A 22,642-nucleotide genomic window follows, 5' to 3' on the forward strand; every position below is an offset into this window, starting at 1 on the left:
CGGGCCCGCCCTAGGTAAGGGCGATGTCCGGCGCGTCTTCCTGTTTCATGCCCACGACGTGGTAGCCCGCGTCGACGTGGTGCGTCTCTCCGGTGACCCCGCTCGACAGGTCGGAGCACAGGTACAGCCCCGCCCCGCCGACATCCTCGATGGTGACGTTGCGCCGCAGCGGCGCGTTCAGTTCGTTCCACTTGAGGATGTAGCGGAAATCACCGATCCCGCTGGCGGCCAGTGTCTTGATCGGGCCGGCGCTGATGGCGTTCACCCGGATGTTTTCCGGCCCGAGATCGTTGGCGAGGTATTGCACGCTTGTTTCCAGCGCGGCCTTGGCGACGCCCATGACGTTGTAATGCGGCACGACCTTTTCCGCGCCGTAGTAGGTCAGCGTGACGATGCTGCCGCCATCCTGCATCAGCGGGCGGGCGCGCTTGGCGGCGGCGACCAGCGAATAAGCCGAGATGTTCATCGTCATCAGGAAGTTTTCGAGGCTGGTGTCGACGTACCCGCCGCGAAGCTCGTTCTTGTCGGAAAAGCCGATGGCGTGGACCAGGAAGTCGAGCTTGCCCCAGCGGTCTGCGATCTCGGCAAACGTCGCGTCCATCGCATCCATGCTCGACACGTCGCATTCGACCATGAAGTTGCTGCCGACTTCGCTGGCGAGCGGACCGACGCGCTTTTTCAGCGCTTCTCCCTGGTAGGAGAACGCCATTTCGGCGCCGTGTTCGTGCAACTTTTTCGCGATGCCCCAGGCCAGCGACTTGTCGTTCGCCAGTCCCATGATGAGGCCTCGCTTGCCTGCCATCAGCCCCGTCATGCCTTGTCTCCTTCATCGCGCGTCGCAGCGCCCGTCGTCTCGTCAATCGCCGCCTCCGCCAGCGCCTCGCGCTCGAGCGCCTTGCGTGTACGCTCGTCGGACTGGCCGATGCGGTTGTGTTCTTCTTCCGGTGTTTCCGCCATTGCCGCGTTGAGCTCGGCGCCGGCGACAACCCCTAGTCCCACGAGATAGAAAAAGAAAAGCGCGATCATGAACCCAGCGAGCGATCCGTATGTCAGGTCGTAGCTGAACAGGCCGCGCAGCACGGGCGGCAAGGCCAGCGTGACGGTCACCCACCAGCCCGTGGTCAACAGGGCGCCGGGCCACTTGGGATACCGCCTGGTGCGATATTTCGCCGGCGTCAGTGCCAAGAACAGCAGGTAGATCGAGCCATACAGGCCGAACGCCGGAATGATTCGCGACAGGGCGAGGCGTCCGATCAGATCGTTGAGATCGGGGAAGTAGGCCTCGATCACCTCCTGCGCCGCGCCGATCATCACCTGCGCGATGAGCGAGGTGAGCAGCATGAAGACCGCGCCGATGATGATGCCGGTCGACAGCAGGCGATACTTCCAGAACGCCTGTGTGGGGCGTGTGCCGTAGGCGCGGCGCAGGATGTCGCGGATGGTTTCGACGAGGCTGCCCACGGTCCACAGGCCGAACAGGCCGCCCACCCACAAGAGCCAGCCGTTGCGCGCTTCCACCACGTTGCGCCCCACCGGCTCGATCACCTCGCCCACCACCGGTGGCAACGCGGCGAGGATGGCGTTGATGGTGGCGGCGCGGTCGGCTTCCTCGCCGATGGCGGAAAAGATCGCGGCGGCGGTGATGAAGAAGGGGAAGATCGCCAGCAGCGACATGTAGGCCAAGTTGCCGGCGTGGATGAAACCGTCGTTGAAACAGCCGATCGCCACCCGCTTGACCACGGTGAAGGCCCGCGTTCCCGGGCCGATCCTGTCCTTGATATCGTAGCCCAGCCGCTGCCGCGCGGCCTTGCGCCGGGCTTCCGGCGTATAGTCTGCGCGCGGTGGACCCGCGGTCAGATGATCGTCGTCGTCGGTGATTCCGGCTGGCGTCATGCCCGCGGAGTTCTAGCAGCGAAGCGCGCCGTGTCGAGTTTCCAGCGGGTTATCCCGGTCAGACGCCAAGATCCGCGCGCACGGCTGTGTCGTCGCTCCAGCCCTCGAGCCTGGCGGCGAGCGGGGCCACATCCTGCGGCAACTGGATGCCGAGCGTGACGAGCTGGTCGCCGCGCGACCCGCCCTTGCGGCTGAAGCCCTTACCCGACAGGCGCAGCACTTTGCCCGAACTCGATCCCGGCGCGATCGTCAGCATCACCGCGCCATCGACCGTCGGCACCTTGACCTTGGCTCCGTTCACCGCCTCGTTTAGCGTGATCGGCAGATCGAGCCGCACGTCGTCGCCGTCGCGGGTGAAAAAGGGGTGGCGCTGCACCTCGATCGTCACGATGCCGTCTCCAAAACCGCCCGCGCCCTGCTGGCCCTTGCCCTTCAGCTTCATCTGGGTGCCGGTCTCGACACCCTCGGGCAGTGCGAGGTCGATGGTCTTGCCATCAGCGAGCGTGATGCGCTGGCTGGCGCGGGTGGCGGCATCGGTGAACGGCACGGCAAGGCTGTAGCGGATGTCCGCGCCCTTGCGCGGCGGCGGGGGCGGCGGCTGGCGGAACTGGCCGCCTGAACCCATTCCGCCACCCATTCCGCCGCCCATTCCTCCCCGGCCACCACGCTGCGCGCCGGTGCCGCGACCGAACAGGCCTTCGAACAGGTCGCCGATATCCATGTCCTCGGTGCCCGAAAACCCCTGGAAGTCGCGCGGATCGAATCCGCCCTGCCCGCCGGCGCCGGGACGACCGCGAAAACCGCCGCCGCCGCCCCCGAACCCGCCCTGGCCGAATGGCATGGCCGGATTGCCGTCACCGTCGATCTCGCCGCGGTCGAACTGGGCGCGCCTGGTCTTGTCGGACAGCAGGTCATAGGCCTGCGTCACCTTGGAAAACCGCTCCGCCGCGTCGGGCTTGTCCTTGTTGCGGTCGGGGTGCAGGTCCTTGGCCAGCGTGCGGTAGGCGGACTTGATGTCCTTTTCGCTCGCCGAACGGGCGACGCCGAGAGTGGAATAGGGATCGCTCATGGTGTGTTAGCTAGGTAGGTCGCGAGACTTAGGCAAGATGGCGCTTTCAAAGGCAGGGATCGGGTATTAGGCGAGGGCGCGATGAGCGAGCCCGACGCCATTCCCGCCAGCGATCCCTTCACCACATTCAATGCGTGGTTCGCCGATGCCTGCGCGGCGGAGCCCAACGATCCCAACGCCATGGCGCTGGCCACCGCCACGCCCGGCGGCGTACCCTCGGTGCGCATGGTGCTGCTGAAGGGGCATGGCCGGGATGGCTTCGTGTTCTACACCAATGCGGACAGCCGCAAGGGCGTTGAAATCCGCGCCAATCCGCAGGCCGCGCTGCTGTTCCACTGGAAGAGCCTGCGCCGGCAGGTCCGTATCGAAGGGTCGCTGACCGAGGTGATGCCGGCGGAGGCCGATGCCTATTTCCATTCGCGCGCCTTTGTCAGCCAGGTCGGCTCGGCGGCAAGTGACCAGTCGCGGCCGCTCGACGGGCGCGAGACCTATCTCGCCCGGGTCGAGGCGGTCCGCGAGCGATACGAGGACGCGGGCGAAGTGCCGCGCCCGGCGCACTGGACCGGGTTTCGCCTCACACCGCGGGCCATCGAATTCTGGTGCGACCGGCCAAACCGCCTGCACGAGCGCCGCCGCTTCCTTCGTGCCGAGACCGGGGACGAGGGCTGGGCGACAACCCTGCTCTACCCGTGAGCCGGATCGACAATAGCGACGGCGGGCGCGCCCGGCTGACGCGCAGCGCTGCGCTCGCCTCGATGATCGTGGCGCTGTTCCTGGGCGTGCTCAAGGCGTGGGCGGTGTGGCAGACGGGTTCCACCGCGATGCTCGGCAGTCTCGCGGACACCTCACTCGACCTCGTTGCCAGCCTCGCCACGCTCGTCGGCGTCTGGGTCGCCGCGATGCCCGCCGATCACGATCACCGCTTCGGCCACGGCAAGGCGGAAGCGCTCGCGGCGATGCTCCAGGTGCTGCTGATCACGCTGTCGGCCGGCGCGATCGCCTTTCGCGCCGTGCTGCGACTGGTCGAGGGCGGGGAGACCGCGGCGGCGGAAACGGGCATCGCGGTCTCGCTGGTGGCCATCGTCGCCACGCTTGGCCTGGTGGCGTGGCAGCAACACGTGGTGAAGCGCACCGGATCGGTTGCGATCCAGACGGACAGCCTGCACTACACCTCCGACCTTGCACTCAATATCGCAGTGATCGCGGCGCTGGTGCTCGATCAATACGCGGGCTTCGGCATGGCGGACCCCCTGTTCGGCATCGCCATTGCCGCGTGGCTGCTGTGGGGCGCGTGGCGGGCCTCGTCCGAGGCGCTCGACCACCTGATGGATCGCGAATGGGCGGAGGACAAGCGCCGCGCCTTCGTGGCTGCCGCCGCCGAGCATCCCGAACTGACCAACCTCCACGATCTGCGCACGCGCACCGCGGGCACGCGCGATTTCGTGCAGTTCCACGTCGACATGCCGGGCCGCATGACAGTGCAGCAGGCGCACGACATTCTCGAACGCGTGGAATTGGACCTGCGCCGCCGATTCCCGGATACCGACCTGCTGATCCATATCGATCCCGAGGGCCACGTGGACGAGCCGGGCAACCCGCTGGTCGAAACCAACGAGTTCACGCAATTGAAGGAGGCCGGGGAATGACCGCGCGCGCATCGCTTCCCTACTGGCACATCGATGCCTTTGCCGATCACCCGTTTGCCGGCAACCAGGCGGCGGTGGTGATCGTGGCGGACTGGCCCGCTGATGACACCATGCGCGCGATCGCGGCGGAAAACATGTTCGCCGAGACTGCTTTCCTCAAGGCCGATGCCAGCCAGGACGCGGATTGGGAGCTGCGCTGGTTCACCCCGACGAGCGAGGTGCAGATGTGCGGCCATGCGACGCTCGCATCCGGCCATGCCATGCTCGGCGCGAACGGCGGGGACCGGGTGCGCTTTCGCACGCGCAAGGCCGGCGTGCTGGAGGTTTCGCGCGAGGGGGCGGGCTATGCGCTCTCGCTGCCGTCGAGCCGGGTGGAGCAGCGCGCCATGCCCGATATCCTGGCCGCGCTGGGCATCGATGCCCCGTGCTTCGACGTGGTCGAGGGCGTTGAGCAGACCACCATCGTGCTGCTGGACGACGAAGCAGCGGTGCGCGCCGTCATCCCCGACATGGCGGCGCTCGGCGCTATAGACCGTATGGTCATCTGCACTGCGCCGGGTGCGCAGACCGACGTGGTCAGCCGCGTCTTCGTGCCCGCATGGGGCGTGCCGGAAGACCCGGTGACCGGCTCTGCCCATTCGGTGCTGACTCCGTTCTGGTGCGACCGGCTGGGCCGCGAAAGTTTCACCGCCTTTCAGGCCAGCACGCGTGGCGGGCACATGACCTGCCGCCGCGCGGGGGACCGGGCCATCCTGTCGGGGAATTGCGTGACGATCGTGAAGGGGCGGTTCTATCCCGCGGGGTAGAGCGCGAAGATCTCCGCCAGCGCGGCCACCAGGGCATCGCGCTGCGGTTCCTCGGTACGGCCCATCCGCACCACGGTAAGCGTCTGTCCGGGCGAGACGATGACGTACTGCCCGAGGTAGCCGATCATCGCAAAGGCATCGCCCGGCCCCTGCTCGGCAAACAGCACGTCGCGATCCGTATCGGACGGACGGTTGAGCCAGAGCTGACCGCCGTAATCGGGCGCCGCCGGGCTGGACGCGCGCATGAAGTCGATCCAGCCGCGCGGCACGACCTGCACGCCGCCCGCCACGCCGCCACGGCGCAGGAATTCGCCAAAGCGTGCCCAGTCGCGCGGGCTGGCCCAGAAACCGCTGCCGCCCGTCAGCGTGCCGGCCGCGTCGTATTCGCCCACCAGCGAGGTCATCCCCAGCGGCACGGCGAGGCGGGCATCGACGAATTCCGCCATCGCGCGCTGGCGCTCCGCGCTGCTTTTGCCCGGCGCGACGATGTCGGTGGCGATGTCGGCCAGGATCACGCTGGTGGCGGTGGAATAGGCAAACGTGGTGCCGGCATCGTGCTCCAGCATCGGCGCCTCGGCCCAGGCGGCCATGTCGCCCCGCCCGCGGCCGTACATCATCTGCACCTCGGCCGAGGTATAGACCGGGTCCGCCTGTTCCTTGTGCGTGAGGCCGGAGCGCATCTGCAACAGGTGCCTGAGCGTGATGGCCCCGCGCGGATCGCCGCTTCGCTGCCAGGCCGGGACCGGCGCAGGATCGTCGAGCCGCAGCCGACCGTCCGCCGCCAGCATCCCGATCAGCGTCGCGGTGATGGTCTTGGACATCGACCAGCCCACTTGCCGCACCTCGGGCCCCAAGCCCTCGGCATAGCGCTCTGCCACCACCTCGCCGCGATACATGACTACGACGGACTGCGTGTCGCCCACGGCGGGATCGGTGAACAGGCGATCGACCTTTCGCGCCAGTGCCTCGCGTGAGACGCCGGGTTCCACCACCACCGCCGCCAGCGCCGCTTCCGCCAGCGGGGGGATGGGCGGGGGGCCGTCCTGCCCGCACGCCGCCAACAGCAGCATGCCTGGCAGGAGAGCCATTGGCAGAGCGGGGAGCAGACGTTTAAGGGGGCGGCACGGCGTCATGGCGGCGCTTCCTTCCAGCAGGACCGGGTCGATGGCAACTGCAAACCGCGCGCGTTCGAGCGCGCTTTCGATTATCCTCAAGGTGGTGGCCGTGCTGGCCGTCGCGGGCTTTGCCGTGTCGTGGTTCTTCGGCACCGCGATCACCGGCTTTTCGGGCGTGGGCAGCGCCTATGCCGCCAAGACGGTGTGTTCGTGCCGCTATGTCGCGGGGCGCGCGATGGACAGTTGCGAAAGCGATCTGCCCGCCAGCATGTGGGCGGTGTGGCTGTCGGACGACGAGGAGGCCAAGGCCGTCGCCGCGCGCGTGCCGTTCGTCGCCAGCGAACGGGCGCAGTTTCGCGAAGGCTACGGCTGCGTGCTGAACAGCGCGGAAGGCTAGGCTCCAGGAACGCGAGGCCCCAGGAACCCTAGGCCCCGAGAACGCTAGGCGATTGGAGGGCTAGGCCGGCTCGGTCCGGTCGATCCAGCCGCCGCCGACCACCCGCTCGCCGGCATAGATTACCGCTGCCTGCCCCGGGGCGACGCCATACTCGGGCGCGGCGAAGCGGATCGTGGCCGGCGCCCCGTCGCCAGGCGAACCGTGCAGCGTCACCGGCACGGGGCGCGCCAGCGAACGGACCTTGGCGGTCAGGGGCACGCCTTCGGGCAGGGGTCCGATGCGGTTGGTTTCCACCAGGTGCGCCGCACCGACCGCCAGCATCCGCTTCGGCCCCACGCGCACCTCGGCGCTGCCCGCATCCAGCGCGACGACGTAAAGCGGCTCCGGCTGCCCGCCGATTTCCAGCCCGCGGCGTTGGCCGACGGTGAAATGCACGATGCCCGCGTGGTCGCCCAGCCGCTCGCCGCTTGCCGCGTGGACGATCGCTCCGCCGCGCGCGCCTTCGGGCCGCATGGCCTTGACGATCTTCGCATAGTCGCCGTCGGGCACGAAGCAGATATCCTGGCTGTCGGGCTTGGCGGCGACCTTCAGGCCGAATTCTTCCGCCAGTCGCCGGACCTCGGTCTTGGGCAGGCCGCCGAGCGGGAAGCGCAGGAAATCGAGCTGCGGCGCAGTGGTGGCGTAAAGAAAATAGGACTGGTCGCGCGAGGCATCCTGGGCGCGGTGCAGTTCGGGGCCGTCCGCGCCCCGGGTCCGGCGCACGTAATGGCCGGTGGCCAGGCAATCGGCGCCCAGCTCCCTCGCCATTCGCAGCAGGTCGGTGAACTTGGGCCCCATGTTGCAGCGGATGCAGGGGATCGGCGTGCGCCCGGCAAGGTATTCATCGGCGAAGGTCTCCACCACGTCTTCGCGAAAGGCGCTCTCGTGGTCGAACACGTAATGCGCGATGCCGAGCCGATCGGCGACTGCGCGCGCATCGCGAATGTCGTCGCCCGCGCAGCACGCGCCCTTGCGGCCGGTGGCGGCACCGTAGTCATAGAGCTGGAGGGTTATGCCGATCACCTCGGCCCCGGTCTGCGCGGCGAGCGCGGCGACGACCGAGCTGTCCACCCCGCCCGACATGGCGACCACGATCCGGCACGTTTCGGGCGCCCGGGGTAAATCGAACAGCGCGGCAGCGTTAACCGCGTCGGGAAGGGGGGCAAGGTCGGCCATGGCGCACCGGCGCATACACCAGCGGGCGGCCTGGAAAAACCCCTGGGAGGATGGTTCCGGGTTCCGGATCGACCGATGCTTTACCCGATCTTGACGGTTGGGCGGTAGAGCGGCTGCATGTTCGAAGGCAAACTTCCCACGCCGCCTGCGGCGGACGATCGCATTCACGGCGATCCTGCCGATAATTCCACCGGCGAGGACCTGTCCCGGCTGACCTGGTCGGACCTCGTTGCCAAACTGGCCGCGGCGCGCGATCTTCGTGCGCTGATGGTCAATGCCGAGCCCGCGGGCGATGCGAGCTTCGATGCGTCGAGCGCGCATCACATCGCGCTTCTTTCAGACCGCGATTCAGGCGCGGGCCAACCGCTCGTTAACCCTGATGGTTTAGGCAATCGCAAACCCGCTGGCTGCAAGGATGACGCAGGCGAAGAGCTGCGGCCCACCGGCCGACCGAGGACGTAGATGATCGAGAACCAGAAAATTCGACCGGCGCAGGTCATTGGCCCTCTGGGAGAGCCGTTGACGATTGCCGACCTGCCGTCGCCAAAGACGAAGCGCTGGGTCGTGCGCCGCAAGGCCGAGGTGGTTGCCGCGGTCAATGGTGGCCTGCTGACCATCGACGATGTGCTCGAACGCTATGGCCTGACGCTGGAAGAGTTCGCCGGCTGGCAGCGGGCTGTCGATCGGTCCGGCATGCAGGGCCTGCGCGTCACCCGCATCCAGCATTACCGCGATCTGTACGAGCGTCAGCTGAAGTACTGATTCGCGGCGACGGCAAGCCGCGCGCCTGCCCCGGTTTCCTGCCTGCATTACGAATTTGTGGAACGCCATCGCACAAGGTACGTTCTTCCGGCTATATCCCGATCATCGGGACGTTGCAGAGGAGAACAGGGTTATGGAAGACGGTGGCGTAAGTTTTATTGTCATGATCATTGTCGGCGGGATCGCCGGCTGGCTGGCAAGCATCGTTATGGGTCGCAATGCGTCCATGGGCATTCTTCTCAACGTCGTGGTCGGCATCATTGGGGGTTTCCTTGGAGGTTTACTCTTGGGCGACGTATTTGGCATTGATGGCTGGTTGGGTTATCTCATCACGGCGTTCATCGGTGCCGCGATCCTCTTGCTGATCGTGAACCTGGTTCAGCGCGGTCGCGTTCGCTAATCACGAACGCGGGGCACACGACCGCCCCGACAAATTGATACAAATCGACCGAAGGGCGGAAAGTCTTGGCTTTCCGCCCTTTTTGGTGCGCGCGGCGCATTTTCGTCGGCAGAAATCGGCTACCGGCAGAAGGTTGCATTGCACCATCGACCCCGCAGCGGCTATGGCGAGGCGAAACCGCGACCGCCCATAGGGGCGCGGTCGCTGACGCATGCAAGGCAGCGGGCCGATGAACTACGAAACCCGAGTGAATACCGTCGACACGGATGGCGACGTGATCGTCGAGGACATTATCGTCGAGGATGCGCCCGCGCCGCCGCGCCGCCGCTGGCCGTGGTTCGTGCTTGCCGCCCTGCTGCTCGGCGCGATCGTGGCCTTTTTCATGCTCTCCGGCGGTGAGGAAGAGGTGCCCTTCGGTGCAGCTGCGGATGAAGGGCAGACCCAGTCGGTCACCGTCATCAGCCCCGGTGCAGCGTCGCTGGAAGGCGCGATCAATGCCACCGGAACGCTCGCCGCCCGCCGCGAGATGCCCGTGGGTGTTGTGGGCGAAGGCGGCCGCGTGGTCTCGGTTCCGGTCGAGGCCGGGGACTGGGTGCGCCAGGGACAGGTGCTGGCGGTGATCGACCGTTCGGTGCAGAACCAGCAGGCTGCCAGCCAGCGGGCGCAGATCGACGTGGCGCAGGCAGATGCCGACCTGGCCCAGGCAAACCTCGACCGGGCGTTGCAACTGGTGGAGCGCGGCTTCATCAGCCAGGCCGATATCGACCGCCTGACCGCCACGCGCGATGCCGCCAACGCCCGCGTGCAGGTGGCCCGCGCGCAGCTTGGCGAGCGGCAGGCGCGCAACGCCCAGCTCAACATCGTCGCGCCCGCAGCGGGCCTCGTGCTCGCCCGGAACGTGGAGCCCGGCCAGGTGGTCACGCCCGGCAGCGGCACTTTGTTCAGCATCGCGCGCGGCGGGGAAATGGAACTGCTTGCCGCGGTCGGCGAGAACGAACTGGCGCAAATCTCCACCGGGGCCATCGTCGAGGTGACCCCGGCGGGCGGTGACCAGAGCTTCTCCGGGCAGGTCTGGCAGGTCTCTCCGATCATCGACGAAACCAACCGCCAGGGCACGGTGCGCGTGGCGCTGTCCTACGCGGAAGGGCTGCGTCCGGGCGGCTTTGCCACGGCCACCATCGCCAGCGGCAGCGTTGTCGCGCCAAGGCTGCCGGAAAGCGCCATCCTCTCCGACGACGACGGCAGCTACGTTTTCATCGTCGATGGCGACAACAAGGTCGTGCGCCGCAACGTGACGGTTGGCGCGATCAGCGACGAAGGGATCGCCATCGCCTCCGGCCTTACCGGACGGGAGCGCGTGGTCCTGCGGGCAGGCGGCTTCCTGCGAGAAGGCGAGACGGTCAGGCCCGTCGCCGGGCAATAGGCCGGGATCCAGCGCATGAACTTCAATAACCTTTCCGCCTGGTCGATCCGCAATCCGATCGTTCCCATCCTGGCCTTTATCGGCCTGACACTGGCGGGGATCTTCAGTTTCCTCGACATGGATGTCCAGAACAACCCGGACATCGAATTCCCGATAGCCATCGTTTCCATCTCGCAGCCGGGTGCCGCCCCGACCGAGGTGGAAAACCAGATCACCCAGCGCGTGGAAGCCGCGGTGCAGACGCTCGACGGGATCGAGAGCATCCGCTCCACCGCGTCGGAAGGCAATTCCAGCACCGTCATCGAGTTCGAGCTGGGCACCAACATCGACGCCACCGTCAACGAGGTGAAGAGCGCGGTCGACCAGATCCGCGGCGAGCTGCCCGACGGCATCCTGGAACCGCGCGTCTTCAAGCAGCAGACCAGTTCGCGCCCGATCGTCTACTACGGCGTCGAAGCCGACGACATGACCATCGAACAGCTCAGCTGGTTCATCGACGACACCATCACCAAGCGCCTGTTGAGCGTGGAAGGCCTGGCCGAGGTCAACCGCAACGGCGGCGTCGATCGCGAGATCCTCGTCATCCTCGATCCGGCGCGGATGCAGGCGCTCGGCCTCACCGCCGCGCAGGTCAACGGCGCGCTGCGGCAGCTGAACCTCAACGCCGCGGGCGGCCAGTCGGAAATCGCCGGATCGCGCCAGTCGGTGCGTGTGCTGGGCAATTCGCAGTCGGCCTACGAACTGTCGCAGACGCAGTTGTCGCTCGGCGGTCGCAGCGTGAAGCTGGCCGACATTGCGCGGGTCAGCGATTCGTATGGCGAGCTGCGGTCGATGGCCAAGCTGAACGGTGAACAGGTCGTCACCTTCTCCGTCACCCGCGCACGCGGCGAATCCGACGTCACCGTCTATGATGGCGTGGTGGAGGCGCTGGAGGAAATCCAGGCGCAGAACCCGGGCATCAGCTTCACCCGGCTGTTCACCGAGGTCGACTACACCGAGGCGCAGTACGAAAGTTCGATGGCCGCGATGGTAGAGGGCGCCATCCTGGCGGTGATCGTGGTGTTCCTGTTCCTGCGTGACTGGCGCGCCACGGTGATCGCCTCGCTCGCCATTCCGCTGTCGGCCATCCCGACCTTCTGGTTCATGGACATGATGGGCTTCACGCTCAACACCATGTCGCTGCTGGCGCTGGGGCTGGTCGCCGGTGTGCTGGTGGACGATGCGATCGTTGAAATCGAGAACATCGTCAGACACATGCGCATGGGCAAGAGCGCATACCAGGCGTCGATCGACGCGGCGGACGAGATCGGTCTGGCGGTGGTCGCGACCACGTTCTCGATCGTGGCAGTGTTCCTGCCCGTGGGCATGATGTCGGGCATCACCGGCATCTTCTTCAAGAACTTCGGCCTGACCGTGGTGGTTTCAGTGCTGATGAGCCTTGCCGTCGCGCGCATGATCACCCCGATGATCGCGGCCTATTTCCTCAAGGCCAAGGGCCATGCCGCCCACGGCGAGGGCAAGGCCATGGATCGCTACATGAGCGTGCTGCGCTGGTCGCTCGACGACAACCCGCTGCGCAGGCGCGTGCGCGACCTGGGCAAGGAACCGTTCCGGCGGACCTACGGCTTCATCGCCGCGCCGATGTTCATCGCTCTGGTGGTCGCGGCAGTCTATGCCTTCTACCTCGCCATCAAGCTGTGGTTCGAGGTGGAACTCCTGACGAACCTGATGGACGCGCGCTGGTGGGCCGGTTTCGTGCCCGCCCTGCCGGACTTCATCAGCCAGGTCATCGGCTTCGCGTTCGCTGTCACGTTCATGTCGCTCGCATTCGTCACTGCCTGCGTCGCGGCCTGGGCGGCGGGTTCGCTGGCTCGCATTGCGCTGGTGACCCTCAGCGGGATGTTCGGTTCCGGCTTTGGCCGTTGGTTCCGCAATCGCATGGAACGCCTGCGCGCACGTTTTGCCGATCACCGCGTGTGGATGATGGGCGTGGGCCTGGGCGCCCTCGTGATGACGGTCTTCTCGATCTACATGCTGCCCAAGCAATTCTTCCCGGCGACCGACAGCGATTTTTCGCTGGTGCGGATCGAAATGGTCCCCGGCACGACGCTGCAACAGGCGGAAGTCGTCGTGGACAGCGTGGCGGCGCGCCTGCGGCAGGAGCAGGAAGTCGCGCTGGCGCTGGGTATCGTCAACGAGGATGGCGGCCTGGTGCGCCTGGTGCTGCGCCCCGACCGTGAACGCGACAGCCTCGAATTCGAACGGGCGATGGCGCCGGTGATGCAATCGGTGGCCGACGCGCGCGTCAATTTCCAGGATCAGAATTCGCCGGGCGGCGGCCAGGGCACCGGGCGTGCCATCTCGAAGATGCTGGCCGGGTCCAACCCCGAAGACCTCAACACCGCGGCAGAGGCGCTGGCCGAACAGATGGCGGGCGTTCCCGGCGTGGTTGCCCCGCGCGTGGAGCTGCCGCTGCAACGGCCGGAACTGTTGATCCAGCCGCGCGCGGAACTGGCTGCCAGCCTAGGCGTCACGACCACCGCGCTCAGCCAGGCGATCCGCGTCGCCACGCTGGGCGATATCGATCAGAACGCGGCCAAGTTCTCGCTGGACGACCGGCAGGTGCCGATCCGCGTGCGACTGGCCGAATCGCAGCGGCAGGATCTCTCGACCATTCGCAACCTGCCCGTGCCCACCGCCAGCGGCGGGTCTGTGCCGCTCGAACGGGTGGCCGAGATCAGCTTCGGCATGGGTCCGACCGCGATCGAGCGCTACGACCAGAGCCGCCGCGTATTCGTGAGCGCCGATGTGGCCGAAGGGTTTGCCCGTGGTGACGTGACCGCCGCGATCGATGCGCTGCCGATCATGCAGGACCTGCCCCCGTCGGTATCCAGCCCCGCCGTAGGCCAGGACGAGATGCAGCAGGAACTGCAGGGCAGCTTCGGCCCGGCGCTGGGCACCGGCGTGCTGCTGGTGTTCTCGGTGCTGGTGCTGCTCTACCGGCGCTTCGTCTCGCCGCTGGTCAACATGGGCTCGCTGTTCCTGGCTCCGCTGGGCGGTCTGCTGCTGCTGATGCTGACGGGGATGGAACTGACGCTGCCGGTCTTCATCGGCATGCTGATGCTGTTCGGCATCGTGTCGAAGAACTCGATCCTGCTGATCGACTTCGCGCTGGAGGAGATGGATACCGGCAAGCCGAAGCACGAGGCGATCCTGGAAGCCGGGCACAAGCGCGCCCAGCCCATCGTGATGACGACCGTGGCCATGACAGCGGGCATGGTGCCCACGGCCCTGGCGCTCAGCGCCGATGGTGCCTGGCGCCAGCCGATGGGCATGGTGGTGATCGGCGGGCTGATCCTGTCGACCCTGCTCACCCTGCTGATCGTGCCGGCCGGCTTCAGCCTGGCCGATGGCATGGAAAAGCGCCTTGGCCCGTGGCTGCGCACCCGTTTCCTCACCTACAAGCCCGGAGACGAGATCGCCGGTGGGCCCCGCCATGGGGCAGAGCCGCAGCCTGCCGAATAGTCGCCCGCCCGTGCCGGCCCGTGCACCGTTGCCGCCAGACCGGGCACGGCGGATGCGCCTGACTGCCACGGTGATGCTGGTGGCGATGGCGGCGATCTTCGTAACCACGCACGGCCTTGTAAGCGCCCACCCTGCCTGGGGCTACGTCAACGCCTTTGCCGAGGCGGCGATGGTAGGCGGGCTGGCTGACTGGTTCGCGGTGACGGCGCTGTTCCGCCACCCGCTCGGCCTGCCGATCCCGCATACCGCGATCATTCCCACCAACAAGGACCGCATCGCCGACACGATGGCGGACTTCCTGCGCACCAATTTCCTCACGCCCGTCGTGGTGGCGCGCCGAATGCGCGAGATGAACGTGGCGCGCGCGGCTGGCGAATTCCTCGTCCAGCGGGGCGGCGGCGGGGACGGCGGGCAAGGGGCCAGGGTGCTCGCAGGGGCCGGTGCACTGGTAGTCGAACTGCTCGAATCGCTCGACCCCGATCGGCTGGGGCTGCAGGTCAAGGCGGGGCTGGCACGCCAGGCGGAAAAGCTGGAGGTGGCCCCGTTGCTCGGCAGGATGCTCGAGGGCGCGATCGCCGACGGGCGCCATCGCCCGCTGATCGACGGCTTCATCCGCTGGGCCGGCATCGCGCTGGAGGATAACGAGGACATGGTGCGCCACATGGTGCAGCAACGCGCCAATTCCGTCATTCGCTGGACCGGGCTGGACGCGCGGCTGGCCGAATCGGTGCTCAACGGCCTCTACAAGCTGCTTGCCGAGATGCACGTCGACCCGAACCATCCGGTGCGCGCCAAGGTGGACGAGGGGCTGGCCAGGCTGGCCCAAGGGCTGCAGCACGATCCCCAGCTTCAGGCGAAGGTGGAAAGAGCCAAGAACGATCTCTTGGCCAATCCTGCCCTGTCCGATTGGTGGATGGGCGTGTGGGAACGGATCCGGCATTCGCTGATCGGCATGATGCGCCAGCCCGGCGGTGCCATGGGCGGGCAGCTTGGCCAAAGCCTTGCCGAACTGGGCACTGCGCTGCAGGGAGACCCGCGCCTGCAATGGCAGGTCAACCGTTTTGCCCGGCGCACGCTGGTGGGCGTGGTCAACCGCTATGGCGAACAGATCGTCAGCCTGGTCTCCGCCACCGTGAAGAGCTGGAACCCGACGACCATCACCGATCGCATAGAACGCGCAGTGGGCCGTGACCTGCAGTTCATCCGCATCAACGGCACGCTTGTCGGCGGGCTGGTGGGGCTGGTGCTGCATGGCTTGACGGAGGTACTGTGACCACCGGTCCGTTGCTCGTCACCGAGCGGCTGGAGCTGTGGCGCCCCGTGGCGGATGACCTGCCGCAGCTTGTCGCCATGGTCTCCCACCCCCAGACTGCGCGCTACCTTGGCGGGCCGCAGCCAATGGCCGAACATTTTGCCCGGTTCGCCCGCAACGCCGGAAGCTGGCAGCTCTACGAATACGGCAGCTTCATGGTCCGCCTGCGCGGCGGCGACGGCCGCATCGTGGGCAACTGCGGCGTCTTCCACTCGTGGCGCGGGCTGGGAGAAGATTTCGACGACCGACCGGAGGCGGGCTGGATTCTCGCAGACGGATACGCCGGTCAGGGCCTGGCGCAGGAGGCCTTGCGCGCCGTGCTGGCATGGCTCGACGGAAGACTCGATACAGAAATCGTGTGCATGATCGAACCTGCAAACGCCCCGTCGTTGCGCCTCGCCGGCAAACTGGGGTTCAGGCCGACGCGCGACGCCGCCCTGCCGTCCGGCCAGCCCGTGCGCTTGTTTGCGCGGCAGGCCGACGGATCATCGGCGGGGATCGGTGCCGTCGGCGTTAGGCCCGAAGCTTCCGCGCCTGAAGTCGATCGTCTGGAAAAAATAATCCGCCATCGGCTGACCGGCGGCATCGTAGCCCGGTAGCAGAACCCCTTCCCCCGCCAATGCCTCGCAAATAGCGGTCCGCAGGCCGTAAGGCATCAGATCATTGCTAGTGGCACAATCGATCAGTTGGCCGGTTTCATCCACCGCGACCCGCATCCGGAGCACACCTCCAGCGCGTGCATAGTCGCGGTACAGGCGCCCCAAAACATGTCCCAGTGCATCTGTATTGCGGATCGTCGCGGGCGTGGCCAAGCCGCTGCGCTGTGCCGTAGCGAGGCCGAGCGTGGCCAGGCGGGCCTCGGCACATCGATCGAGAGCCGACAGCGCTTCCTGCACAGGCCCCGATTCGACGACGACGCTGGTGCCGCGAGTGTCCTGCGCGATGAAATAGCGGGTCCGTTCAGCTGGCGACGGACCGCCAGACTGGCCCGTCTCGGTCGAGGGCAAATGGGCGCCGGCAAAATAGATGCCCGCCCTTTCACCAATCGAGGCCGTGCCGATTTGATCGAAGACGCCGAGACCGCTGCCCGGCCAGAAGCCTGCAGATACAAGGTTCTGGGTGCCGAGGTCGCTGCCGACAAGGATGAATTGCGCATCGGTCTGCGGGTCCAGGCGCTGCACCTGCAAGGAAATCTGCTGTCCATCGCGCGCAAAAGTGCGGGTCACGGCGCAACGGCGGTCGTTTGGACTGGGTGCCCAGGCGCCTGTGGGGGCAAGGGCGTCTCCTTGCGCAATCGCCTGCAATACCTCGGCAGAGGGTGCGTCCTGGCCATCATCCTGCGCCTGGGCAGGCGGAACCGCGAGGGCGAACGCCGCAATAGCAGCGACGGCAAAGGCCAATCTGGAACACGACATCAACGCAGCATGATCGGATGATCGGCGCGTTGCAAGTCTGCCCTAGAGCTTGCTTGTCAACTCCGGCACCAGGTTGAACAAGTCACCCACCAGCCCCACGTCGGCGACCTGGAAGATCGGCGCGTCGGCATCCTTGTTGATGGCGACGATCACCTTGGAATCCTTCATGCCGGCAAGGTGCTGGATCGCGCCCGAAATGCCGATGGCGATGTAGACTTCAGGGGCGACGATCTTGCCCGTCTGGCCGACCTGGTAATCGTTGGGCACATAGCCTGCGTCCACCGCCGCACGGCTGGCGCCGATGGCGGCACCCAGCTTGTCGGCAAGCGGCGTGATGATCTGCTGAAAGGTGTCGCCGTCCTTCAACGCTCGACCGCCCGAGACGATGATCTTGGCGCTGGTCAGTTCGGGCCGGTCGGACTTGACCGCGTCGAGCGAGACGAACGCGCTCGATCCCGCACTGCCGGCTCCGCTGACCGCCTCGACGCTGGCCGAACCGCCTTCCGCGGCCGCCTTTTCAAACGTGGTGGTGCGCACGGTAATGACCAGCTTGGGATCGCTGCTTTCGACCGTTGCGATCGCGTTGCCGGCGTAGATTGGGCGCTTGAAGGACTTGGGCCCCTCCACGCTGATGATGTCCGACACCTGCATCACGTCGAGCGTGGCGGCAACGCGCGGCAGCACGTTCTTGCCTGTGGTGGTTGCCGGCGCCAGCACCGCGTCATAATCGCTGGCAAGGCCGACGATCAGCGGCGCGAGGTTTTCGGCAAGGCCATTGGCATAGGCATCGTCGGAAGCGACGAGGACCTTGGCAACGCCCGCGATGGCGGCATGGGCCTGGCCGGCGGCATCGGAGCCGGTGACGAGCACGTGGACATCGCCCCCCAGCTTCGCGGCGGCGGTGACGGTGGCAAGGGTCGCATCGGCGACGCCATCACCATGCGGTTCAGCGAATACGAGAGCGGTCATCAGGCAACTCCGAGGGCTTTGAGCTTGGCGACCAGCGCGTCCACGTCGGCGACGATCTCGCCCGCGACGCGCACCGGCGGTTCGCCGACATGGGTGGTGGTGAGCCGCGGCGCGGTATCCACGCCGTAATCGGCGGGGGTCTTGGTCGCGAGCGGCTTGGACTTGGCCTTCATGATGTTGGGCAGGCTGGCATAGCGCGGCTCGTTCAGGCGCAGGTCCGTGGTGACGACCGCAGGCAGCGTCAGCTTGACGGTTTCAAGGCCGCCGTCGACCTCGCGGGTGACGGAGACATGATCGCCGTCGATCTCGACCTTGCTGGCAAAGGTGCCCTGCGGCCGGTCTATCAGCGCGGCGAGCATCTGCCCGGTCTGGTTGGAATCGTCGTCGATCGCCTGTTTGCCCAGCATGACGATGCCGGGCTCTTCCTCCGCCGCGATGGCTTTCAGGATCTTGGCGACGGCCAGCGGTTCGACCGCATCGTCCGTCTGCACCAGGATGGCGCGGTCCGCGCCCATGGCCAGCGCGGTGCGCAGCGTTTCCTGCGCCTTGGCCGGGCCGATCGAGACGGCGATCACCTCGGTCGCCTTGCCCGCCTCGCGCAAACGCAACGCCTCTTCCACGGCGATCTCGTCAAACGGATTCATGCTCATCTTGACGTTGGCAAGGTCGACGCCCGACCCGTCCGCCTTGACGCGCGGCTTCACGTTGTAGTCGATCACCCGTTTCACGGGGACGAGGATTTTCATGGATTGAACCTCTCGGCTGAATTCGTGTCTTCCCGCTTGTGTAAGGTGCCTGACGTATAGGTCAAGCAAGCTTGCGTCGCGGCGCATGTTTGTAACGACAGCCTAGGCGATTGGTGCCGCTTCGCCAAGCACCGCCCTAGGGGCGACAAGCGGGAGGCGAAACATCAGCCGCCGCGGCGCGTTGGGGCGGGGGAGAGAGACGATGACCACCACGCCCTACAGCGTAGGCGACATTCTCGATTGCCTGGAAGACCTGACCGGCGAATGCGACACGGTGTCGGTGGACAGGATCGTGGGCGCCTTTGGCACCCGCACCTATGGCCCGGCAATCATGGTGCCCGCGCTGCTCGAACTGACGCCGGTGGGCGCGATCCCGGGCGTGCCCACGTTCCTGGCGGTTACCATCGCGCTCGTCGCGGCGCAGAAGATGCTGGGCCATCGCCACCTGTGGCTGCCCGGCGTGATCGCCAATCGCTGCGTGGCGGCGGAAAAGCTGGCCGCCGGGGTGGTCAGGCTGCGCCCGCTCGCGCGATTCCTCGACCGTCATTTCCATCGCCGCATGAAGCCGATGACGCGCGCGCCCTTCTCGCAGATCGCCGCGGCCATCATCATTGTCCTGTGCCTGATGGTGCCTTTCCTGGAGGTGCTGCCATTTGCCAGCAGTGCGCCGATGCTGGCCATCGCCAGCTTCGGGCTTGCCGTGCTGGTGCGCGATGGCGTGCTGATGGCCGCCGCGCTGACCGCCAGCCTGGCGGCGATGGGCCTGATGGGCTGGGATCATGTCGACGGCGGCCTGAGCGATACGGCTGCCGTCGATGGCATGGTAAAGCAGGAGACGATCGACACCGTCGAGGCCGGCGCCGCCGAAGCGGGCACGGCCATCGAGGCGGGCGGGCAGGAGGCGGTCGACGTGGTGGAGGACGCTGCCAATCACGTTGCCGGGGATGTCGCCGACGAGGTCGAAGACGCCGTCTCCGACTAGGGTCAGGCCGCCTTCTTCACCTCTGCCACGATCTTTCGTGCCGCATCGCCCAGGTCGTCCGCCGGGATGATCGGCAGGCCGGAATTGGCGAGGATATCCTTGCCCTGCTGCACGTTCGTGCCTTCCAGGCGCACCACCAGCGGCACGTTGAGATCGACATCCCTGGCAGCCGACACGATGCCGTCGGCGATCACGTCGCACTTCATGATGCCGCCGAAGATGTTGACGAGGATGCCCTCCACCGCCGGATCGGACAGGATGATCTTAAACGCCGCGGTCACCTTTTCGGTGGTGGCGCCGCCGCCCACGTCGAGGAAGTTGGCCGGGAAGGCTCCGTTCAGCTTGATGATGTCCATCGTCGCCATGGCGAGGCCTGCGCCGTTGACCATGCAGCCGATGTTGCCGTCCAGCTTGATGTAGGCGAGGTCGTGCTTGCTCGCCTCGACCTCCATCGGGTCTTCCTCGGTCTCGTCGCGCAAGTTCTCGTAGTCGTGATGGCGGAATTCGGCATTCGAATCGAAGCTCATCTTGGTATCGAGCACCAGCAGCTCGCCGGTCTTGGTTTCCACCAGCGGATTGATTTCCAGCATGGCGCAGTCGAGCGCGACGAAGGCCTCGTACAGCTGCCTCGCCAGCTTCTGCGCGGCCTTGGCCATGGCGCCTTCCAGCTTCAGCGCAACGGCCACGGCGCGGCCGTGGTGCGGCATGAAGCCGGTTGCCGGGTCGATGCCGATCGTGGCGATCTTCTCGGGCGTGTGGTGGGCCACTTCCTCGATATCCATACCGCCTTCGGTGGAAACGATCATGGCCACGCGATCGGTCGCGCGGTCGACCACCATCGACAGGTAGTATTCGTGTTCGATGTCCACGCCATCGGTCACATAAAGGCGATTGACCTGCTTGCCGGCGTCGCCGGTCTGGATGGTGACCAGCGTGTTGCCCAGCATCTCACCCGCGTCACGGCGCACGTCGTCGAGCGAATGGGCGAGCCGCACACCGCCCTTGGCCTCTGCAGGCAGTTCCGAAAACTTGCCTTTGCCGCGCCCGCCCGCATGGATCTGCGCCTTGACCACGTAGAGCGGTCCGGGAAGCTTCTCGGCCGCCGCCACGGCATCCTCTACGCTCGTCGCCGCAAAGCCTGCGGGCACGCCGATGCCGTATTTCGCGAGCAGTTCCTTGGCCTGGTATTCGTGGATGTTCATGCGCTGTGCCTGGATGTTGGAAAAGGGAAAATACGGGCTGCCTAAAGCACCATAGCGCCACGCTTGCAAACCCTCTCTCGCCGTATCATGGCGCCTTTACGCATGATCGACCGGATGAGACTCGAACAGATCTGCCGCGAAGCGGGTCACATGGCGCTACAGCGCTGGCCCGGCGCCGGGCATCAGCTGAAGAGCTGGGAGAAAACGCCCGGCAACCCGGTGTGCGATGCGGATATCGAGGTCGATGGCTTCCTGCGCCGGGAACTGGGGCGCCTGTTGCCCGCCGCTGGCTGGCTGTCGGAAGAAACAGCGGACAACACCGCGCGGCTGGACAAGGGCTTGATCTGGCTGGTCGATCCCATCGACGGCACGCGCGATTTCATTCGCGGGCGGGCCGGGTGGGCGGTCTCGGTCGCGCTCATTAGCGCGGGCCGGCCCCTGATCGGCACGCTGGTCGCCCCGGCGCGCGGCGAGGTCTGGTCGTCTACCGCCGGCAAGGGGGCCTGGCTCAACGGGACGCGCCTTCGGGCAAGCGCGAGGAAGGTGCTGGCCGGCGCCAGGGTGCCCACCCACGACCTGCCGCGCGAAGACCACGACCTCGTGGCGGTAGAGCAGCCCAATTCGATCGCGCTGCGCGTGGCCATGGTGGCCGATGCCCGCGCCGATCTCGTCGCGACACTGCGCTGGGGTTACGAATGGGACATCGCCGCTGCCGCGCTGATTGCGCGCGAGGCTGGGGCAAGCGTGACCGACGTCTTTGGCAAGCCGCTGGCCTATAACAAGCGTGACCCGCGCGCCTTTGGCCTGTTGGCGAGCGCCCCTGGTATCCATGCCGCCGCGGTCGACAGGCTGGCGGAGCGGGCTGCGCGTCTGGCGTGACGCTCCGCCGACGAAAAAGGGCCACGCCTCGCGGCGCGGCCCCCTTTCTTACTCGAAGCCTGGATCAATAGGCGGAGTTGACGTCCGCCTGGGTCACCGGGGTGATGCGGATTTCCACGCGGCGGTTCTGCGCGCGGCCCGATTCGCTGGTGTTGTCGGCAACGGGATACTGCTCGCCGTAACCGATCGTCTCCATGCGGGTGCGGGCAACGCCGCGGCTGGTGAGATAGTTCGCCACCGATTCGGCACGGCGACGCGACAGGTCGAGGTTGTACTGGTCGCTGCCGGTCGCATCGGTGTGGCCCATCACGTCGATTAGCGAGTTGGGGTAGTTGATCATCGACTGCGCCACGCCGTCGAGCACGTTGCGCATCGAGGGCGAGATGGTCGCCTGGTTGGTGGCAAAGGTGACATCGGGGAATGTCACGAGAATGCCGTCGCCGTTGGGGGTCTGGCCAACGTTGACGCCGGTGCCCGAGGTGACTTCCTCGATCTCGCGGATCTGTTCGTCCATGCGGTAGCCGACATAACCGCCCGCCGCGCCGCCGATGCCGGCGCCTACGATGCGGGCCGTCTTGCCGCCGATCAGGCCACCCAGCAGGTAGCCAAGGCCAGCGCCGCCGAGGCCGCCGATGGCGGTGCGGGAAATGACCTGGTTGCCGGTGTTGGGATCGGTGACGCAGGCACTGGTCGCGCCGACAAGCGCGAGACCAGCAGCCGAGGTGACGAGGAGTTTCTTGAATTTCATAGCTTTGGACCTCCAAAAGAGCGCAAGCCACTTGACCGATGCTGGGGCGAGGGGCTGGCCTTGCCTCCTCGTAACGCCGCTTTGCCCACAGTGTTCCGCGCGGTTCCCGCCAGAGATTTCTCACCGCGGTCCACGAAC

At 66.6% G+C, this 22,642-nt stretch carries 23 protein-coding genes; 13 read left to right on the forward strand and 10 right to left on the reverse strand.

Features of this window, described 5'->3' with window-relative positions; translation table 11 throughout:
- Positions 1-10 precede the first annotated feature (10 nt).
- Genes fabI through GRI62_RS13870 form a run of 3 tightly spaced genes read right to left on the reverse strand, consistent with a single transcriptional unit; the run spans position 11 to position 2,962 of the window.
- Positions 11-814 carry an enoyl-ACP reductase FabI gene (gene fabI / locus GRI62_RS13860; protein WP_131451304.1) on the reverse strand — a complete coding sequence of 268 codons (804 nt, stop codon included), beginning with the start codon at positions 812-814 and terminating at the stop codon, positions 11-13.
- The gene (locus GRI62_RS13865) at positions 811-1,893 is read right to left on the reverse strand and encodes a YihY/virulence factor BrkB family protein (protein WP_131451305.1); all 1,083 of its coding nucleotides are present in this window, start codon (positions 1,891-1,893) and stop codon (positions 811-813) included. Before GRI62_RS13865 ends, fabI begins: the two co-directional genes overlap by 4 nt.
- A gap of 58 nt (positions 1,894-1,951) precedes the next feature.
- Positions 1,952-2,962 (reverse strand): DnaJ C-terminal domain-containing protein, encoded by a 1,011-nt coding sequence (locus GRI62_RS13870; RefSeq protein WP_131451306.1) that lies wholly within the window; start codon positions 2,960-2,962, stop codon positions 1,952-1,954.
- An 81-nt stretch (positions 2,963-3,043) separates the two neighbouring features.
- Between GRI62_RS13870 and pdxH the strand changes: the two genes are divergently transcribed.
- From pdxH to GRI62_RS13885, 3 genes are read left to right on the forward strand one after another with little or no spacing between them, the layout of a single operon-like run.
- Positions 3,044-3,655 carry a pyridoxamine 5'-phosphate oxidase gene (pdxH, locus tag GRI62_RS13875; RefSeq protein ID WP_131451307.1) on the forward strand — a complete coding sequence of 204 codons (612 nt, stop codon included), beginning with the start codon at positions 3,044-3,046 and terminating at the stop codon, positions 3,653-3,655.
- Positions 3,652-4,608 (forward strand): cation diffusion facilitator family transporter, encoded by a 957-nt coding sequence (locus GRI62_RS13880; RefSeq protein ID WP_131451308.1) that lies wholly within the window; start codon positions 3,652-3,654, stop codon positions 4,606-4,608. Before pdxH ends, GRI62_RS13880 begins: the two co-directional genes overlap by 4 nt.
- Positions 4,605-5,414: a PhzF family phenazine biosynthesis protein gene (locus GRI62_RS13885; RefSeq protein WP_131451309.1), complete on the forward strand. Its 810-nt coding sequence runs from the start codon at positions 4,605-4,607 to the stop codon at positions 5,412-5,414. The genes GRI62_RS13880 and GRI62_RS13885 overlap by 4 nt, the downstream gene beginning before the upstream one ends.
- Here the strand turns inward: GRI62_RS13885 and GRI62_RS13890 are convergent.
- Positions 5,399-6,502 carry a serine hydrolase domain-containing protein gene (locus GRI62_RS13890; protein WP_234027471.1) on the reverse strand — a complete coding sequence of 368 codons (1,104 nt, stop codon included), beginning with the start codon at positions 6,500-6,502 and terminating at the stop codon, positions 5,399-5,401. The genes GRI62_RS13885 and GRI62_RS13890 overlap by 16 nt on opposite strands.
- A gap of 76 nt (positions 6,503-6,578) precedes the next feature.
- Between GRI62_RS13890 and GRI62_RS13895 the strand changes: the two genes are divergently transcribed.
- Positions 6,579-6,926, forward strand: a complete 348-nt coding sequence (locus tag GRI62_RS13895) for a hypothetical protein (protein WP_131451311.1) — start codon at positions 6,579-6,581, stop codon at positions 6,924-6,926.
- Between the two features lie 60 nt (positions 6,927-6,986).
- Here GRI62_RS13895 and mnmA read toward each other — a convergent pair whose 3' ends face one another.
- Positions 6,987-8,141 (reverse strand): tRNA 2-thiouridine(34) synthase MnmA, encoded by a 1,155-nt coding sequence (gene mnmA, locus GRI62_RS13900; RefSeq protein ID WP_131451312.1) that lies wholly within the window; start codon positions 8,139-8,141, stop codon positions 6,987-6,989.
- A gap of 117 nt (positions 8,142-8,258) precedes the next feature.
- Here mnmA and GRI62_RS13905 point away from each other — a divergent pair, with 117 nt between their 5' ends.
- The 7 genes from GRI62_RS13905 to GRI62_RS13935 all read left to right on the forward strand — a co-directional run bounded on the left by GRI62_RS13905 (position 8,259) and on the right by GRI62_RS13935 (position 16,162).
- Positions 8,259-8,603: a hypothetical protein gene (locus GRI62_RS13905; protein WP_131451313.1), complete on the forward strand. Its 345-nt coding sequence runs from the start codon at positions 8,259-8,261 to the stop codon at positions 8,601-8,603.
- The gene (gene sciP / locus GRI62_RS13910) at positions 8,604-8,903 is read left to right on the forward strand and encodes a CtrA inhibitor SciP (protein ID WP_131451314.1); all 300 of its coding nucleotides are present in this window, start codon (positions 8,604-8,606) and stop codon (positions 8,901-8,903) included.
- Between the two features lie 133 nt (positions 8,904-9,036).
- Positions 9,037-9,303, forward strand: a complete 267-nt coding sequence (locus tag GRI62_RS13915) for a GlsB/YeaQ/YmgE family stress response membrane protein (RefSeq protein ID WP_131451315.1) — start codon at positions 9,037-9,039, stop codon at positions 9,301-9,303.
- Positions 9,304-9,532: 229 nt separating this feature from the next.
- Positions 9,533-10,726 carry an efflux RND transporter periplasmic adaptor subunit gene (locus GRI62_RS13920; RefSeq protein ID WP_131451316.1) on the forward strand — a complete coding sequence of 398 codons (1,194 nt, stop codon included), beginning with the start codon at positions 9,533-9,535 and terminating at the stop codon, positions 10,724-10,726.
- A 15-nt stretch (positions 10,727-10,741) separates the two neighbouring features.
- Positions 10,742-14,251 carry an efflux RND transporter permease subunit gene (locus tag GRI62_RS13925; protein WP_131451317.1) on the forward strand — a complete coding sequence of 1,170 codons (3,510 nt, stop codon included), beginning with the start codon at positions 10,742-10,744 and terminating at the stop codon, positions 14,249-14,251.
- A gap of 52 nt (positions 14,252-14,303) precedes the next feature.
- Positions 14,304-15,524, forward strand: a complete 1,221-nt coding sequence (locus tag GRI62_RS13930) for a DUF445 domain-containing protein (protein ID WP_131451318.1) — start codon at positions 14,304-14,306, stop codon at positions 15,522-15,524.
- A complete protein-coding gene (locus GRI62_RS13935; RefSeq protein WP_131451319.1) occupies positions 15,521-16,162 on the forward strand; it encodes a GNAT family N-acetyltransferase in 642 nt (213 codons plus the stop codon). The genes GRI62_RS13930 and GRI62_RS13935 overlap by 4 nt, the downstream gene beginning before the upstream one ends.
- Here the strand turns inward: GRI62_RS13935 and GRI62_RS13940 are convergent.
- Genes GRI62_RS13940 through GRI62_RS13950 form a run of 3 tightly spaced genes read right to left on the reverse strand, consistent with a single transcriptional unit; the run spans position 16,049 to position 18,693 of the window.
- The gene (locus GRI62_RS13940; RefSeq protein ID WP_131451320.1) at positions 16,049-16,963 is read right to left on the reverse strand and encodes a hypothetical protein; all 915 of its coding nucleotides are present in this window, start codon (positions 16,961-16,963) and stop codon (positions 16,049-16,051) included. The two genes, GRI62_RS13935 and GRI62_RS13940, sit on opposite strands and share 114 nt — an antisense overlap.
- Before the next feature lie 57 nt (positions 16,964-17,020).
- On the reverse strand, positions 17,021-17,947 hold the full coding sequence (locus tag GRI62_RS13945) for an electron transfer flavoprotein subunit alpha/FixB family protein (RefSeq protein WP_131451321.1): 927 nt from the start codon (positions 17,945-17,947) through the stop codon (positions 17,021-17,023).
- Positions 17,947-18,693 carry an electron transfer flavoprotein subunit beta/FixA family protein gene (locus GRI62_RS13950; RefSeq protein ID WP_131451322.1) on the reverse strand — a complete coding sequence of 249 codons (747 nt, stop codon included), beginning with the start codon at positions 18,691-18,693 and terminating at the stop codon, positions 17,947-17,949. Before GRI62_RS13950 ends, GRI62_RS13945 begins: the two co-directional genes overlap by 1 nt.
- A gap of 202 nt (positions 18,694-18,895) precedes the next feature.
- Between GRI62_RS13950 and GRI62_RS13955 the strand changes: the two genes are divergently transcribed.
- Positions 18,896-19,675, forward strand: coding sequence for an exopolysaccharide biosynthesis protein (locus GRI62_RS13955; protein ID WP_188669356.1), 780 nt, complete (start codon positions 18,896-18,898; stop codon positions 19,673-19,675).
- A gap of 2 nt (positions 19,676-19,677) precedes the next feature.
- Here the strand turns inward: GRI62_RS13955 and sucC are convergent, their stop codons facing one another.
- Positions 19,678-20,877: an ADP-forming succinate--CoA ligase subunit beta gene (gene sucC / locus GRI62_RS13960; protein WP_131451323.1), complete on the reverse strand. Its 1,200-nt coding sequence runs from the start codon at positions 20,875-20,877 to the stop codon at positions 19,678-19,680.
- 102 nt (positions 20,878-20,979) lie between these two features.
- Between sucC and GRI62_RS13965 the strand changes: the two genes are divergently transcribed.
- Entirely contained in the window at positions 20,980-21,756 is a 777-nt protein-coding gene (locus tag GRI62_RS13965) for a 3'(2'),5'-bisphosphate nucleotidase CysQ (protein WP_131451324.1), read from the forward strand.
- A gap of 64 nt (positions 21,757-21,820) precedes the next feature.
- Here the strand turns inward: GRI62_RS13965 and GRI62_RS13970 are convergent, their stop codons facing one another.
- Positions 21,821-22,504: an OmpA family protein gene (locus GRI62_RS13970; protein WP_131451325.1), complete on the reverse strand. Its 684-nt coding sequence runs from the start codon at positions 22,502-22,504 to the stop codon at positions 21,821-21,823.
- Positions 22,505-22,642 lie beyond the last annotated feature (138 nt).

The sequence above is a fragment of the Aurantiacibacter arachoides genome, assembly GCF_009827335.1.
GTDB classification, from domain to species: domain Bacteria; phylum Pseudomonadota; class Alphaproteobacteria; order Sphingomonadales; family Sphingomonadaceae; genus Alteraurantiacibacter; species Alteraurantiacibacter arachoides.